This window comes from Bradyrhizobium sp. (assembly GCF_022844465.1).
Taxonomy (GTDB): Bacteria; Pseudomonadota; Alphaproteobacteria; order Rhizobiales; family Xanthobacteraceae; genus Bradyrhizobium.
Genome location: NZ_JALHLP010000006.1, coordinates 128,202 through 142,123, shown reverse-complemented (window position 1 = coordinate 142,123; position 13,922 = coordinate 128,202). Strand labels below are relative to the sequence as shown.

Sequence of the window (13,922 nt, the reverse complement as noted above, 5' to 3'; positions counted from 1 at the left end):
CCGTCGTCTTACTGTGCATGGGGTTGTTTTCGATATTTTGGTTGGCCGGTCCCGGAAGCCTCGGACCGGACCTCATCCCATCATGCGTTGGCTGTCATGCATCCGCCTCAGCTATCCACCTTCAGCGCGGCAATGAAGGCTTCCTGCGGGATGTCGACCTTGCCGAACTGCCGCATCTTCTTCTTGCCTTCCTTCTGCTTCTCCAGAAGCTTGCGCTTGCGCGTGATGTCGCCGCCGTAGCATTTGGCGGTGACGTCCTTGCGCAGCGCGCGGACGGTTTCGCGGGCGATCACCTTGCCGCCGATCGCGGCCTGGATCGGGATCTGGAACATGTGCGGCGGGATCAATTCCTTCATCCGCTCCACCATGGCGCGGCCGCGGCCCTCGGCGCGGGTGCGGTGGACCAGCATCGACAATGCGTCGACCGGTTCGTTGTTGACCAGGATCTGCATCTTGACGAGGTCCGCCGGCTTGTAGTCGGTGAGGTGGTAGTCGAACGAGGCGTAGCCCTTCGATACCGATTTCAACCGGTCGTAGAAGTCGAACACGACTTCGTTGAGCGGCAGGTTGTACTTCACCATCGCGCGCGAGCCGACGTAAGTCAGTTCCTTCTGCGAGCCACGGCGGTCCTGGCACAGCTTCAATACGCTGCCGAGATATTCGTCGGGGGTCAGGATGGTGGCTTCGATCCACGGCTCCTGGATCTCGGCGATCTTGACCACGTCGGGCATGTCGACGGGATTGTGGATCTCGATCTCCTGCCCGTCGGTCAGGTGCATCTTGTAGATCACCGAGGGTGCGGTCGCGATCAGGTTGAGGTCGAACTCGCGCTGCAGCCGCTCCTGGATGATTTCCAGATGCAGCAGCCCGAGGAAGCCGCAGCGGAAGCCAAAACCCAACGCAGCCGAGGTTTCCATCTCGAACGAGAAGCTGGCGTCGTTGAGCCGCAACTTGCCCATCGCCGCGCGCAGCGTCTCGAAATCGTCGGCGTCGACCGGGAACAGGCCGCAGAACACAACGGGGATCGCCGGCTTGAAGCCCGGCAGCATTTCGGTGACCGGCTTGCGGTCGTCGGTGATGGTGTCGCCGACGCGGGTGTCGGCGACTTCCTTGATCGCTGCGGTGATGAAGCCGATCTCGCCGGGGCCGAGTTCGTCGACCTGGGTCATCTTCGGGGTGAAGAACCCGACGCGCTCGACGTCGTAGGCGGCGTTGGTGCCCATCATGCGGATGCGGCCGCCCTTCTTCATCACGCCGTCGACGACCCGAACCAGAACCACGACGCCGAGATAGACGTCATACCAGCTGTCCACCAACAGCGCCTTCAGCGTCGCGGTGCGGTCGCCCTTCGGCGGCGGCAGGCGGGTGACGATCGCCTCCAGCACGTCGGGCACGCCAAGGCCGGTCTTGGCCGAGATCATCACGGCCTCGGAGGCGTCGATGCCGATCACGTCCTCGATCTGCTGTCGCACCTGTTCGGGCTCGGCCGCGGGAAGGTCGACCTTGTTGAGGACAGGCACGATTTCATGGCCGGCGTCGAGCGCGTGATAGACGTTTGCCAGCGTCTGGGCTTCGACGCCCTGGCTGGCGTCGACCACCAGCAGCGATCCTTCGCAGGCCGCCAGCGACCGCGAGACTTCGTAGGCGAAGTCGACATGGCCGGGCGTGTCCATCAGGTTGAAGATGTAGTCCTTGCCGTCCTTGGCGTGGTAATTCAAACGAACGGTCTGCGCCTTGATGGTGATGCCGCGCTCGCGCTCGATATCCATGGAATCGAGCACCTGCTCCTTGCCCGCCATTTCCCGATCGGTCAGCCCGCCCGTCATCTGGATCAGACGGTCGGCCAGCGTCGATTTGCCATGGTCGATATGGGCGACGATGGAGAAGTTGCGGATGTTGGAAATGGGCGCTGATGTCATGGGGCGCGGGATAGCATTCACATCCCCGTGCGGCAACCAGATTGCTGTATTCAAAGGGGATTTCTTCACCCCTCGCTGATTCCCCTTGCGCCAAAAACGCGCTACGCACGCAAGGCCATGTCAACCGCATCCATTCTGCCCGCGCCTACGCCTGCGCGCTCCAAGCGTGTTCCCTCCATTCGTCGATTGGCGGCGTGGCTGGCCGCGCGCGCGAGCGATCCGAAGGCCGGGCCGTGGCTGGTGACCGGCTTTGCCGCGGTTCACGCCGTGCTGTGGACGCTGATCCTGGTCAAGCTGAAGACCGGTCAGGACGTCCATATGGATGTGGCGGAGGCCTTCGCCTGGGGCCAGCAGTTCCTGCTCGGCTATGGCAAGCATCCGCCGCTGTCGGGATGGGTGGCCGGCGCCTGGTTCATGGTCTTTCCGGTCACGGACTGGGCAACCTACGCGCTGGCGATGGCGACGCTCGGCTGCGGCCTCGTGATCTGCTGGCTGCTCGCGCTGCGCGTGGTCGATCGCCGCCGCGCGTTCCTCGTGGTGGTGATGCTCGCGCTCTATCCGATCTTCAACTTCAAGGGCTTCAAGTACAATCCAGATATTCTGCAGCTGGTCACGCTGCCGCTGCTGGTCCTGGCCTATCTGGACGCTTTCGAGAAGCGCAGCGTCAAGTCGGGCGTGTGGCTCGGGCTTGCCGGCGCGCTGGCGCTGATGACCAAGTACTGGGCCCTGACCATGATCGGCGGCATCGGGCTTGCCGCGCTGATCCATCCCGACCGCTTGCGCTTCCTGCGCTCGCCGGCGCCCTGGGTCGCGATCGCAGCGCTCGCGGTCGCGATGCTCCCACATCTAATGTGGCTGAAGCAGGTGAACTTCGTCGCCTTCACCTACGCCGGCGACACCTATTCGCTCACCGACCGTGGGATGATCAACGATCTCGCGCTGGGGTATGTCGGACACAATCTCGCACTGCTGGCCTTGCCGGTGGCGCTCGCCGCGATTGCGCTAGCCTGGCGCCCGCTGCATTGGCCGTTTCCATTCTGGCGCCGCGGCGCCAACTCCGGCGTCAACCTCTCGCAGGCGGTCAATGTCTGGATCATCCAGGCGGTGGTGGCGATCGGTCCGCCGCTCGGCGCGCTGACGCTCCAAATCTATCTCAAGACCGATTGGGGCATCCCGCTGTTCTTTCTGGCGCCGCTTGCGCTGGTCGCCATTCCGGCGGTGCGGGTGCGGCGATCCGCGCTGCTGAACCTGAGCGCGAGCTGGCTGGTGATCTCGCTGGTCGTGCTGGCGGTCTCGCCCAGGATCGTCGCCCATGAACTGAGCGAAAAGCGCACCAGCGGGGCGACCTACCGGGCCCGTTCCGAACTTGCCCGCGAGTTGACGGAAGTCTGGCGCGTCCGCTTCGGCTCGCGCTGGCCGGTGGTTGCCGCCTATAATGATACCGGGCAGCCCGTCGCATTCTACAGCCCCGATCATCCGGCGCCGCTGACCCCGGACGAGCCTTGGTCGTCCGGCCTGACCTCGCTTGCCGAGGCGAAGCAGTCGGGCTTCATCGGCATCTGCGAGACCGGCGACTGGAAGCTGGAAAAATGCGAGGCTTGGATGAAGGTCCACGCCGCCAATGGCGAGCGCATGGTGGTCACCACGCGGCGGTTCTTCCTGGATATGCCGGGTCCCGCAACCGTCTGGAACATCATCATCGTGCCGCCGGCCAGATAGCACAGGCGGGCGCAACGGATTTTTTCAAAGGGGGCAATCATGAATCTCGACCTGTCAGGAAAAACGGCGCTGGTCACCGGCTCGACGCGGGGCATCGGGCTCGCTACCGCGATCGGCCTCGCACAGATGGGCGCCGATGTGATCGTCAACGGCCGCGAGAAGACGGCGGTCGAAGCGGCCGTCGAAAAAGTCCGGCATGCTGCTCCCTCAGCCGCGATTGACGCCGCGGCCTTCGATCTCGGCAACGCTGCGGGCTGCAAGGCGCTGGTGGCGCAGTTCCCTGAAGTCGACATCCTCGTCAACAACCTCGGCATCTACGAACCGAAGGGATTCTTCGACATCGAGGACGCCGACTGGACCCGGATGTTCGAAGTCAACGTGATGAGCGGGGTCCGCCTGACGCGGCACTACCTGAAGCGGATGCTGGATCAAAAGAACTGGGGCCGCGTCGTGTTCGTCTCCAGCGAATCCGGCGTCTACATTCCAAAGGAGATGGTGCATTACGGCTTCTCGAAATCGGCCCAGCTCGTCATCGCCCGCGGCGCGGCCGAGTCGACCAAAGGGACCAATGTCACCGTCAATTCCGTGATGCCCGGCCCGACCTGGGTCGAGATGGCGCCGGTCCGTCTGGCTGCGCGCGCCAGCGCGGCGGGAACCACTATCGAAGATCTCGTCGCGCGCACCTTCAGCGAACGCCGACCGGCCTCGCTGCTGCAGCGCTACGCCACGCCCGAGGAGGTCGCCAACCTGATCTGCTATGTCTGTTCAAAGGCCTCCAGCGCCACCAACGGCGCCGCGCTTCGTGTCGACGGCGGGATCGTGACCAATCCATTCTAGAGCCTCGGGCCTCAAACGCCTTCTTCGTTGAATTTGCCCGCGACCAGCGCCGCGATCGCATCGACCGCTGCTTGCGCTTCGGGGCCGGTGGCGGAAACCACGATCGATGTTCCCGGTCCCGCCGCCAGCATCATCAAGCCCATGATCGAGGTGCCGCCGACGGTCTCGTTGCCCCGCGTCACCCAGACCTCGGCGTTGAAGCGCTCGACCATCTGGACGAATTTTGCCGAGGCGCGCGCATGCAGGCCGCGCTTGTTGATGATGAGAAGTTCCCGTGAAACGGCGCCCGGCGGCCCGCTCGGCCCGGGTTCCTTTTCGGGCGCGGCCTTGTCGCTCATTTGCCGGCGAGCACGCGGCTGGCGATGGTGACGTATTTGCGGCCGGCTTCCTGGGCCAGGGCGATGGCCTCGGGCAGCGAGCGCTCTTCGCGCACCTTGGCGAGCTTGACCAGCATGGGAAGATTGATACCGGCGAGCACTTCCACCTTCGGCCGGCTCATGCAGGAGATGGCAAGGTTGGAGGGCGTGCCTCCGAACATGTCGGTGAGGATGGCGACGCCATCGCCGCTGTCGACCCGATTCACCGCTTCGATGATATCGCTTCGACACAAATCGGAGTCGTCCTCGGCTCCAATCGTGATGGCTTCAATTTGTTTCTGTGGACCCATTACATGTTCGAGCGCCGCCCTGAACTCGTCGGCAAGGCGCCCATGGGTCACAAGCACTAGACCAATCATCGGAAACTCCTCGCGGGTGCCTTTGGTGCACCGCACGAACGCGCCACTTTGACCATCCAGAGGCCCCGCGCAAGAGGGCATCTTGGCTATCGTCCCGGAATTTGGCGGTCGTGAGTAAGGCCTGTGCCGGTTTATTCGGTGGCGATATTGGGGCTCATATGGTTACCAAATCCCTTCGGACAATCATCCGAAGGTCGTACAGAACGCGAACGTGAGCCCGTCGTGAGCACCGCTATGATCAGGGGGAGAGCGGAATAGCCGGTTCCTACCGGAATTCGCGGTAACAAAACACCATTCAGGTGAGTCACCAGCGATTGCGGGGCAGGCACCCGTTCCGCATCGCTGGCCGCCAGATCGACGACCAGCCCGACGATGGCCTCGCCGGCAAAGTCACAGCGGCGAATGCCGAGCCCCCTGACCTCGATCAGGCCCTCCAATTCACGGGCCGGCCTGACCCGCAATTGTCCGGCCACTGGGTCGAGATGGACCCGGTCATCGCCGACCAGGATGGCCGCCGGGAGTTGTCCCGCGCGCCCCGCCAGGATCAGGTCGAAGGCGAGCCGGGACTTGCCGGCGCCTGACGGTCCGCGGATCAGCACCGCGCGCTCGCCGACCAGCACCGCAGAGGCATGCACGCTGGCGCCTTCGGTCATGGCGCGGGCAGCCTGACCACGAAGCGGGCGCCGGCCACCGTCGGCTTGCCATCGGCGTCGGGAGCGCCCGGGCGATTTTCGGCCCAGACCCGTCCGCCATGGGCTTCGATGATCTGCTTGGAGATCGACAACCCGAGCCCCGAGTTCTGCCCAAAGCCCTGATGTGGCCGGTCGGTATAGAAGCGTTCGAAAATGCGCTCCAGCGCGTCCTCGCCGATACCTGGCCCGTCGTCATCGACCACGATCTCGATGGCCGCGCGCGCGCGGCGGCAGGTGATGCGGACCTTGCCGCCGGGATTGGAGAAAGACTGCGCATTGGACAAAAGGTTGGAGACCACCTGTCCGAGCCGCGAATCATGGCCGGGCACCGAGAAGGCGTCGCCCGGACCACGGCCCTCGAAACGGACCTCGACCGAGACGTCGTGGCCGAGCCGGGTTTCATTGGCAACCGAGGTGAGAGCGGTCAGCAGCCGGCGCAGATCGACCGGCGCCATGTCCTGCCGCTGCAATTCGGCATCCAGGCGGCTGGCGTCGGAAATGTCCGAGATCAGGCGGTCGAGCCGCCGGACGTCGTGTTCGATCACTTCAAGCAGCCGTGCGCGGCTGGTTTCGTTGCGCGCCAGCGGCAGCGTTTCGACGGCCGATCGTAGCGAGGTCAGCGGATTCTTCAGTTCATGGGCGACGTCGGCGGCGAACATCTCGATCGCCTCGATGCGGCTGTAGAGCGCGTTGGTCATGTCGCGCAGCGCGCGGGAGAGATGCCCGATCTCGTCGCGGCGACCGGTGAAGTCAGGAATCTCGACACGGGTCTGGATCCGGCGGCGGACGCGCTCGGCGCCGTCGGCCAGGCGCCGCACCGGCCCCGCGATCGTGCTCGCCAGCAGCAAGGAGAGTACGATCATGACCGCCGACGCCACCCCGCCGACCTTGAGGATCGCCAGCCGCTCGGCGGTTACCATCTGGTCGATGTCGTCGCCTTGCGTCGAGAGCATCAGCGCGCCATGCACGGCGCGAAATCGCTGCACCGGGACTGCGACCGACACGATCACCTCGCCACGGTCGTTGACGCGCACCATGCTGGTCTTGAGGCCGTCGAGCGCCTGTACGACCTCTTGGTAGCCCTTGCCGTTTTCCGGGCCGAACTCGCGATAGAGCGGCAGGTCGCCGCGGTTGAGCCAGGTGCGAGCGGCGATCAGGCCGCGCTCGACAAAGCCGGGCTTGTCCATCGAAGGGGGCGGCAATTCGAAGCGGAGCACGTCGCCGCGGCCGTAAAGATTGCGGCTGTCGAGAATCATGCCGCCATCGCCGCCATAGATCCGCGCGCGGGTCTTGGTCGGCGAAATCAGCCGCCGGAGCACCGGCGCGACCCGCTCCGGATTGATGGGGAAATCCAGCCCCGACGATTCGTCCGGCGCGCCGTAGCTTTCGCCGGGCTTCAGGTCGAGCAGGCGGTCCGGATCGATGGTGATGGTATTGGTCTCGACGGTGGCTGAGGCCGCGATCGCGCCGGCGATGATCTCGGCCTGCACCAGAAGGCTTTGCGCGCGCGCGTCGATCAGGCCGGCGCGGAATTGCGAAAGGTAGAGAATGCTCGCCACCAGCGCCACCAGGCCGGCGAGGTTGAGCGAGACGATCCGGCGGGTGAGGCTCGAGAAAGACAGCGCGAGGAAGAATTGCCCGGCCCGCCGCAGCCAGCCGAGCGGCCGCCGCCAGCCCTTCTCGCCAGGGATGTCGTTGGCAACGCTACGCTGGTCGAAGGGCTGAGAAACCTCTTCGCCGCTCAGGCCTGGATCGGGCTGCGTTCGATCTAGCAATGGCTGAAACCGCCGGTTGTTTCGACTATGTCCCGCGACGCGCTGCTTTTCGTATCTTACGCCGAACAAGCGGATGTGTCAGTCAGCACAAGCGACCCCGGCTGCGCCGGATCATCTCGTATCAGGCTTCCTTGAAGCGATAGCCGACGCCGTACAAGGTTTCGATCATCTCGAAATCGTCGTCCACCACCTTGAACTTCTTGCGCAGACGCTTGATGTGGCTGTCGATGGTGCGGTCATCGACATAGACCTGATCGTCATAGGCCGCGTCCATCAGCGCGTTGCGGCTTTTGACCACGCCGGGGCGCGTCGCCAGCGCCTGCAGTATCAGGAATTCCGTCACCGTGAGCGTCACCGGCTCGTTTTTCCAGGTGCAGGTGTGACGCTCCGGATCCATCCGCAGCAGGCCGCGGTCCAACGCGCGCGCATCCGGCTCTTTCGGGACGGCGGTCGGATCCTTGGGCTGGCCGCGGCGCAGCACGGCCTTGACCCGCTCGACCAGCAGACGCTGCGAAAACGGCTTGCGGATGAAATCGTCGGCCCCCATCTTGAGGCCGAACAGTTCGTCGATCTCTTCATCCTTGGAGGTCAGGAAGATCACCGGCAGATCGGATTTCTGCCGCAGCCGGCGCAACGTCTCCATGCCGTCCATGCGCGGCATCTTGATGTCGAGGATCGCAAGGTCCGGCGGCGAGGTCCGAAACCCGTCGAGCGCCGATGCGCCATCCGTGTAGGTCATGATCCGGTAGCCTTCGGCTTCCAGCGCGATCGAGACGGATGTGAGAATGTTGCGGTCGTCGTCGACCAAAGCGATTGTGGGCATGAGCCTGCTTTCGAAATGAGAGTGGCTTGAACGGCGGGCAATCCAGCGGCTCGCCGAATAAAATGGCTTCCTACCCGGTCAACGAGCAATGCAAGCTGGGCTGAAGTGTGACCGAGTTCCGCAAAAGCGCATCCGCGGATGCCTGTCACCCATATAGCACCCTCATTGGCCGAGAAAAGTCCCTTTTTTGCAATAAGATGGCTGGACACGACGATGCGACCACCCGCTGATTTCGACGCGCCAAGACTAGCCCGCTCGCTGCTTCGGCGCAGCCGCCAGGGGGCGCTGGCCACGCTGATGCAAGGCAGCGGCGATCCCTATTGCTCGCTGGTCAGTGTCGCCAGCCATGCGGATGCATCGCCCATCCTGCTGATTTCCCGCCTGGCGCTGCACACCAGAAACATCCTGGACGACAACCGGGTGTCGCTGATGCTGGACGAGCGCGCCGCGGGAGATCCCCTCGAGGGCGCGCGGATCATGCTGGCAGGGCGCGCGGAAGAAGCCGGCGGCGAACAGGCAAAAGTTCTGCGCCGGCGCTACCTCAACGCCCATCCGTCCGCGGAAGCCTTTGTAGATTTTAAGGATTTTTCCTTCTTTCGGATCGCGCCGAGCGGCCTTCATCTGGTCGCGGGCTTCGGCCGCATCATCGACCTCACGCCCGTGCAGTTCCTGACCGAAATCGGCGATGCCGGCGGACTGCTGGAGGCTGAGCATGGCGCCATCGCGCATATGAACGAGGACCATCGCGAGACGATGAACCTGTACGCAACCAAGCTCCTGGGCGCCGAGGCCGCCGACTGGTCGTGCACCGGGTGCGACCCTGAAGGCATGGATCTGCGGGCCGGCGCGATGGTCCTGCGGCTGGACTTCCCCGAGCGGGTCACCAGCGCGAGCGGGTTGCGCGAGATGCTGGCGCGGCTCGCGGGCGAGGCCCGGTCAAAGGCTTGACCACAGGTCGATGCCGCACGGCGATGGCAATGCTGCCGATCGCGTCATCCGGGGCGGGTCGCAATCCAAATGCTCGGTTGTGCAACGCAGCATCGGCGGCGTGGCGTGACGACGTGGCGAAAATGGATGGTCGCGCAACCATGAGGGCAAACCCAGCGAAACGCCGTGCACGCGCCTGATCGCTTCGATGTGCTGACCGGAATAAACCAAATCGTGTCGGATCGGCTTGGCAAGCCCGGCGTTCGTCAGTATTAGGTCGCCGGACCGAAGCCGGAAGGCTATATTGAGTGGTCACCGCGACGGAGCGCGTCAAGCGGCAGCGCGCGAACGAGCAACGCGGGTTCGAGGAGGATTCTTCGTGCAAGAGACGGGACTACGCAACGGCGCCTTCGGCGCCGACAAATTCGGCTTAAAGAATCTCAAGACGGTGCATTGGAATCTCGGTGCGCCGCAGCTCTATCAATACTCGCTCGCGGCCGCCGAGGCGGTGCTGTCGGCGGATGGCGCGCTGTGCGCGGATACGGGCGATTTCACCGGCCGCAGCCCAAAGGACAAGTTCACGGTTCGCGATGCGACTACCGAAAAGAACATGTGGTGGGCCGGCAACCAGTCGATCACCTCGGAACAGTTCGCCACGCTTCATGGCGACTTCCTCAAGCATGCCGAAGGCATGACGCTGTACGCGCAGGATCTCTATGGCGGCGCCGATCCGAGCTTCCAGATCAAGACCCGCGTATTCACCGAACTCGCGTGGCACTCGCTGTTCATCCGTACGCTGCTGATCCGCCCCGAGGCTGCGGCGCTGCACGATTTCGTGCCCGAGCTCACCATCATCGACCTGCCGAGCTTCCGCGCCGATCCCAAGCGCCACGGCTGCAAGTCCGAAAACGTCGTCGCGATTGATTTCGCCCGCAAGATTGTCCTGATCGGCGGCTCGTATTATGCCGGCGAGATGAAGAAGTCGGTCTTCACCACGCTCAACTACTATCTTCCCGCCAAGGGCGTCCTGCCGATGCACTGCTCGGCCAATGTCGGACCCAAGGGCGACACCGCGATCTTCTTCGGGCTGTCCGGCACCGGCAAGACCACGCTCTCTGCCGATCCCAACCGCACGCTGATCGGCGATGACGAGCATGGCTGGGGCAATGACGGCGTCTTCAATTTCGAAGGCGGCTGTTACGCCAAGTGCATCAAGCTTTCGGAAGAAGCCGAACCGCAGATCTTCGCCGCCAGCAACCGTTTCGGCGCCGTGCTCGAGAACGTGGTGCTGGACGAACACACCCGCGTGCCCGACTTCGACGACGGATCGAAAACCGAAAACACCCGTTCGGCCTATCCGCTCGACTTCATCCCGAACGCCTCGCGCACCGGCCGGGCCGGCCAGCCAAAGAACGTCGTGATGCTGGCCGCCGACGCCTTCGGCGTCTTGCCGCCGATCGCAAAACTCTCGCCGGCGCAGGCGATGTATCACTTCCTGTCCGGCTACACCGCCAAGGTCGCCGGCACCGAGCGCGGTCTCGGCAACGAGCCGCAACCGGAATTCTCCACCTGCTTCGGCTCGCCGTTCCTGCCGCTCGACCCCTCCGTCTACGGCAACATGCTGCGGGAACTGATCGCCAGGCACGATGTCGATTGCTGGCTGGTCAACACCGGCTGGACCGGCGGCAAATACGGCACCGGCAGCCGGATGCCGATCAAGGTCACGCGCGCGCTTCTGACCGCCGCGCTCGACGGCTCGCTGCGCAACGTGGAATTCCGCACCGACAAATATTTCGGCTTTGCGGTGCCATCGGCGCTGCCGGGCGTTCCGAGCGAAATCCTCAACCCGGTCAACACCTGGAAGGACAAGGCCGAGTTCGACAAGACCGCGCGGGCGCTGGTCGGCATGTTCCAGAAGAACTTCGCCAAGTTCGAAGCCCAGGTCGACGCCGAAGTTCGCGCCGCCGCGCCGGACCTGAAACTGGCGGCCGAATAAGACTCAAATGCAATCGGCGGATCGCGAAGGGCGGCTTCATCGGCCGCCCTTCTTGCTTTGGCCGGCGCAACCAGATCGACGGCGTCACAGCAACGGCAGCGCGCCGCGCAGGCAGACATAGCCGCCGGCAAGGATCACGATGCCGGCGAACGCCGACCGCAACAGCGATTCGCGCGCGCCGATCAATCGGCCCGCTGCGATCCCGGCAAGCCCACCCAGCATGCCACCCGCGATGAACAGGCCGGCCAGGCGCCAATCGACAAGACCGGACAGGGCGTAGCTGGTGGCGGTCGCAGCGCCAAAGGCGACCACGGCGACCAGCGAGGTGCCGATCGCATAGATCAGCGGCATGCCGGTCGCCAGCATCAGGCCAGGAACGATCAGGAAACCGCCGCCGATGCCAAAGAAACCGGCAAGCAGGCCGACCGCAAAACCGATGCCGACGAGCATCGGCATCAATCGCCGCGCGGTCACTGCCGTGAGGCGGATCGCAGGATCGCCGCCGCCGGCGCGCTTCTTCAGCGTCAGCGCGCCGATGACGATCATGAGGATACCGAACAGGATCAGCAGTTTCTGGCCATCGAGTTGTTTGGCGACGCTGGCGCCCGCAAACGTGCCGGTGACGCCTGCAAGCGAGAACACGATCGCGCAGGGCCAGCGAACGTTACCCATGCGCCAATGCGCGATCATGTTGGCGAGGGCGCTGATCGCCACCGCAATGGCGCTGGTGCCGATTGCCACATGCGGCGAGGCGACGCCGACGCCATAAACCAACAGCGGTACCGCGAGGATGGATCCGCCGCCACCGACCAAAGCGAGAATGAACCCGACCACGGAGCCCGACAGTACGGTGGCGATGTCGGCAACCTGAAAGATCATGGCGGGTGTTTCCTCAGGCAGCGGCGACGTTGGCGGCGCGGCGGTTCCATGGCGCGAAGGCCAAGAGCCGCGCCATTGCGCAGGATCCGCTCACGCCGGCGAACACCAGCCCGGCGCCGACGAATGCGGCGAGGAAATAGAACCCGGGATGGACGAACGCGCCGAGCGCCGTACCGGCGAGGACCAGCGAGCCGGCCGCGATCTGAACCTGACGCATGATTTCGATTGGTTGGCCCTTGTCCTCGATCACCGGCAGCCCGGCGCTCTTCCAGGCGTCGATTCCGCCATCGAGAATGAACGCATCAAAGTCGGTGCATTGCGCGAGGCGGGCGGCGTTGCTGGCGGTGCGGTTACCCGATCGGCAATGGAAGATCACTGCGGGCGCGCCGGCTGTGGTCTCGATCCGGTCGAGGGTCGATAGCGGCGCATGGCGCGCAGTTGGAATACGACGGCGCGAATGCTCGTCGAATTCCCGGATGTCGACCAGGATCGCGCCGCGATCGATCAACTCCTTGGCCTTGGCGGGAGAGATATGGGGAACTGCCATGAGTGACTCCTTGTCGGTTGGTCTGGATCAATGACGCCGCACGGCGTTTCGTGGTCGAAACCAGGAACATATCCTTTACATTAGATATTGCTAAATTAGATATATCCAATATATCTGTCAATAGCAGCCAGTATCAGGAGTTCAGGCCCATGCCCCAAGCAGCGCAGTCCCCCCTCATTCGGGCGTTCTTCGACGAGCCCACCAACACTGTCAGTTATCTGGTCGCCGATCCGACGACCCGCCGCGCGGCGGTGATCGACCCGGTGCTCGATTTCGACCAACGCGACGGCACCGTTGATCTTCGTTCGGTCAACGCCATTCTGGCCGCGGCGGGCGAGCACGGGCTGGCGATCGAATGGGTGCTGGAAACCCACGCGCACGCCGATCATCTGTCGGGTGCGCCTTACATCAAGTCCATGACCGGGGCGCGGATCGGCATCGGCGAGCACATCAGGGACGTGCAGCGGATCTTCCGGCCCGTGTTCAATGCCGAGGACCTGCGAACGGACGGCAGCGATTTCGATCGTCTGTTCGCCGACGGCGAAGCCTTCCGCCTCGGTGAACTCGTCGTGGAGGTGATGCATACGCCCGGCCATACACCGGCCGACCTGTCGTACAAGATCGGCGACGCCGTGTTCGTCGGCGACACGCTGTTCATGCCCGATTACGGCACCGCGCGCGCCGATTTCCCGGGCGGCGACGCCCGCCAGCTCTATCGTTCGATCCAGCGCCTGCTGCGGCTGCCCGACGAAACCAGGCTTTTCATGTGCCACGACTACAAGGCTCCCGGGCGCGACGACTATGCGTGGGAAACCACGGTGCGCGAGCAGCGCGAGAACAACGTCCATCTTCGCGGCGGCGTGACCGAAGCCGCGTTCGTTGCTATGCGGCAGGCGCGCGATGCGACATTGTCGGCGCCGACGCTGCTGCTGCCGTCCATCCAGGTGAACATCCGCGCTGGCCGGTTCCCCAAGGCACAGAGCAATGGCGTACATTATCTGCAGTTGCCGGTTCGCGCCCGCGCCGGTGCCGAGGCTGCGATCATGTCCTCAGGCTAGCTCGAGGCGTCCGG

13 protein-coding genes are annotated in these 13,922 nt (G+C 64.2%); 5 read left to right on the top strand and 8 right to left on the bottom strand.

Going from position 1 to position 13,922, the window contains the following annotated elements; translation table 11 throughout:
- Positions 1-107: 107 nt before the first annotated feature.
- Positions 108-1,919 (bottom strand): translation elongation factor 4, encoded by a 1,812-nt coding sequence (gene lepA, locus Q0D31_RS13115; protein WP_291851163.1) that lies wholly within the window; start codon positions 1,917-1,919, stop codon positions 108-110.
- 117 nt (positions 1,920-2,036) lie between these two features.
- Between lepA and Q0D31_RS13110 the strand changes: the two genes are divergently transcribed.
- Complete coding sequence (locus tag Q0D31_RS13110) at positions 2,037-3,638, top strand: glycosyltransferase family 39 protein (RefSeq protein WP_291851160.1); 1,602 nt, start codon at positions 2,037-2,039, stop codon at positions 3,636-3,638.
- 39 nt (positions 3,639-3,677) lie between these two features.
- Entirely contained in the window at positions 3,678-4,475 is a 798-nt protein-coding gene (locus tag Q0D31_RS13105; protein ID WP_291851156.1) for an SDR family oxidoreductase, read from the top strand.
- Between the two features lie 11 nt (positions 4,476-4,486).
- On the opposite strand, the gene Q0D31_RS13100 is transcribed toward Q0D31_RS13105, so the two are convergent.
- From Q0D31_RS13100 to Q0D31_RS13080, 5 genes are all read right to left on the bottom strand, one after another.
- Positions 4,487-4,813: an HPr family phosphocarrier protein gene (locus tag Q0D31_RS13100; protein WP_291851153.1), complete on the bottom strand. Its 327-nt coding sequence runs from the start codon at positions 4,811-4,813 to the stop codon at positions 4,487-4,489.
- Positions 4,810-5,211 carry a PTS sugar transporter subunit IIA gene (locus Q0D31_RS13095; RefSeq protein ID WP_291851425.1) on the bottom strand — a complete coding sequence of 134 codons (402 nt, stop codon included), beginning with the start codon at positions 5,209-5,211 and terminating at the stop codon, positions 4,810-4,812. Before Q0D31_RS13095 ends, Q0D31_RS13100 begins: the two co-directional genes overlap by 4 nt.
- Before the next feature lie 131 nt (positions 5,212-5,342).
- Complete coding sequence (locus tag Q0D31_RS13090) at positions 5,343-5,864, bottom strand: HPr kinase/phosphatase C-terminal domain-containing protein (RefSeq protein ID WP_291851150.1); 522 nt, start codon at positions 5,862-5,864, stop codon at positions 5,343-5,345.
- On the bottom strand, positions 5,861-7,678 hold the full coding sequence (locus Q0D31_RS13085) for a sensor histidine kinase (protein ID WP_291851146.1): 1,818 nt from the start codon (positions 7,676-7,678) through the stop codon (positions 5,861-5,863). The genes Q0D31_RS13090 and Q0D31_RS13085 overlap by 4 nt, the downstream gene beginning before the upstream one ends.
- A gap of 121 nt (positions 7,679-7,799) precedes the next feature.
- Entirely contained in the window at positions 7,800-8,501 is a 702-nt protein-coding gene (locus Q0D31_RS13080) for a response regulator transcription factor (RefSeq protein ID WP_027541437.1), read from the bottom strand.
- Positions 8,502-8,714: 213 nt separating this feature from the next.
- Between Q0D31_RS13080 and Q0D31_RS13075 the strand changes: the two genes are divergently transcribed.
- Both Q0D31_RS13075 and Q0D31_RS13070 read left to right on the top strand, forming a co-directional pair.
- On the top strand, positions 8,715-9,449 hold the full coding sequence (locus Q0D31_RS13075) for a DUF2470 domain-containing protein (protein WP_291851422.1): 735 nt from the start codon (positions 8,715-8,717) through the stop codon (positions 9,447-9,449).
- Between the two features lie 358 nt (positions 9,450-9,807).
- Positions 9,808-11,424 (top strand): phosphoenolpyruvate carboxykinase, encoded by a 1,617-nt coding sequence (locus Q0D31_RS13070; RefSeq protein WP_291851136.1) that lies wholly within the window; start codon positions 9,808-9,810, stop codon positions 11,422-11,424.
- Between the two features lie 84 nt (positions 11,425-11,508).
- Here the strand turns inward: Q0D31_RS13070 and Q0D31_RS13065 are convergent, their stop codons facing one another.
- Both Q0D31_RS13065 and Q0D31_RS13060 read right to left on the bottom strand, forming a co-directional pair.
- Positions 11,509-12,303 (bottom strand): sulfite exporter TauE/SafE family protein, encoded by a 795-nt coding sequence (locus Q0D31_RS13065; protein WP_291851133.1) that lies wholly within the window; start codon positions 12,301-12,303, stop codon positions 11,509-11,511.
- Between the two features lie 13 nt (positions 12,304-12,316).
- Positions 12,317-12,850 (bottom strand): rhodanese family protein, encoded by a 534-nt coding sequence (locus Q0D31_RS13060; protein WP_291851130.1) that lies wholly within the window; start codon positions 12,848-12,850, stop codon positions 12,317-12,319.
- A gap of 149 nt (positions 12,851-12,999) precedes the next feature.
- On the opposite strand from Q0D31_RS13060, the gene Q0D31_RS13055 reads away from it, so the two are divergent.
- Positions 13,000-13,908 (top strand): MBL fold metallo-hydrolase, encoded by a 909-nt coding sequence (locus tag Q0D31_RS13055; RefSeq protein ID WP_291851420.1) that lies wholly within the window; start codon positions 13,000-13,002, stop codon positions 13,906-13,908.
- Positions 13,909-13,922 lie beyond the last annotated feature (14 nt).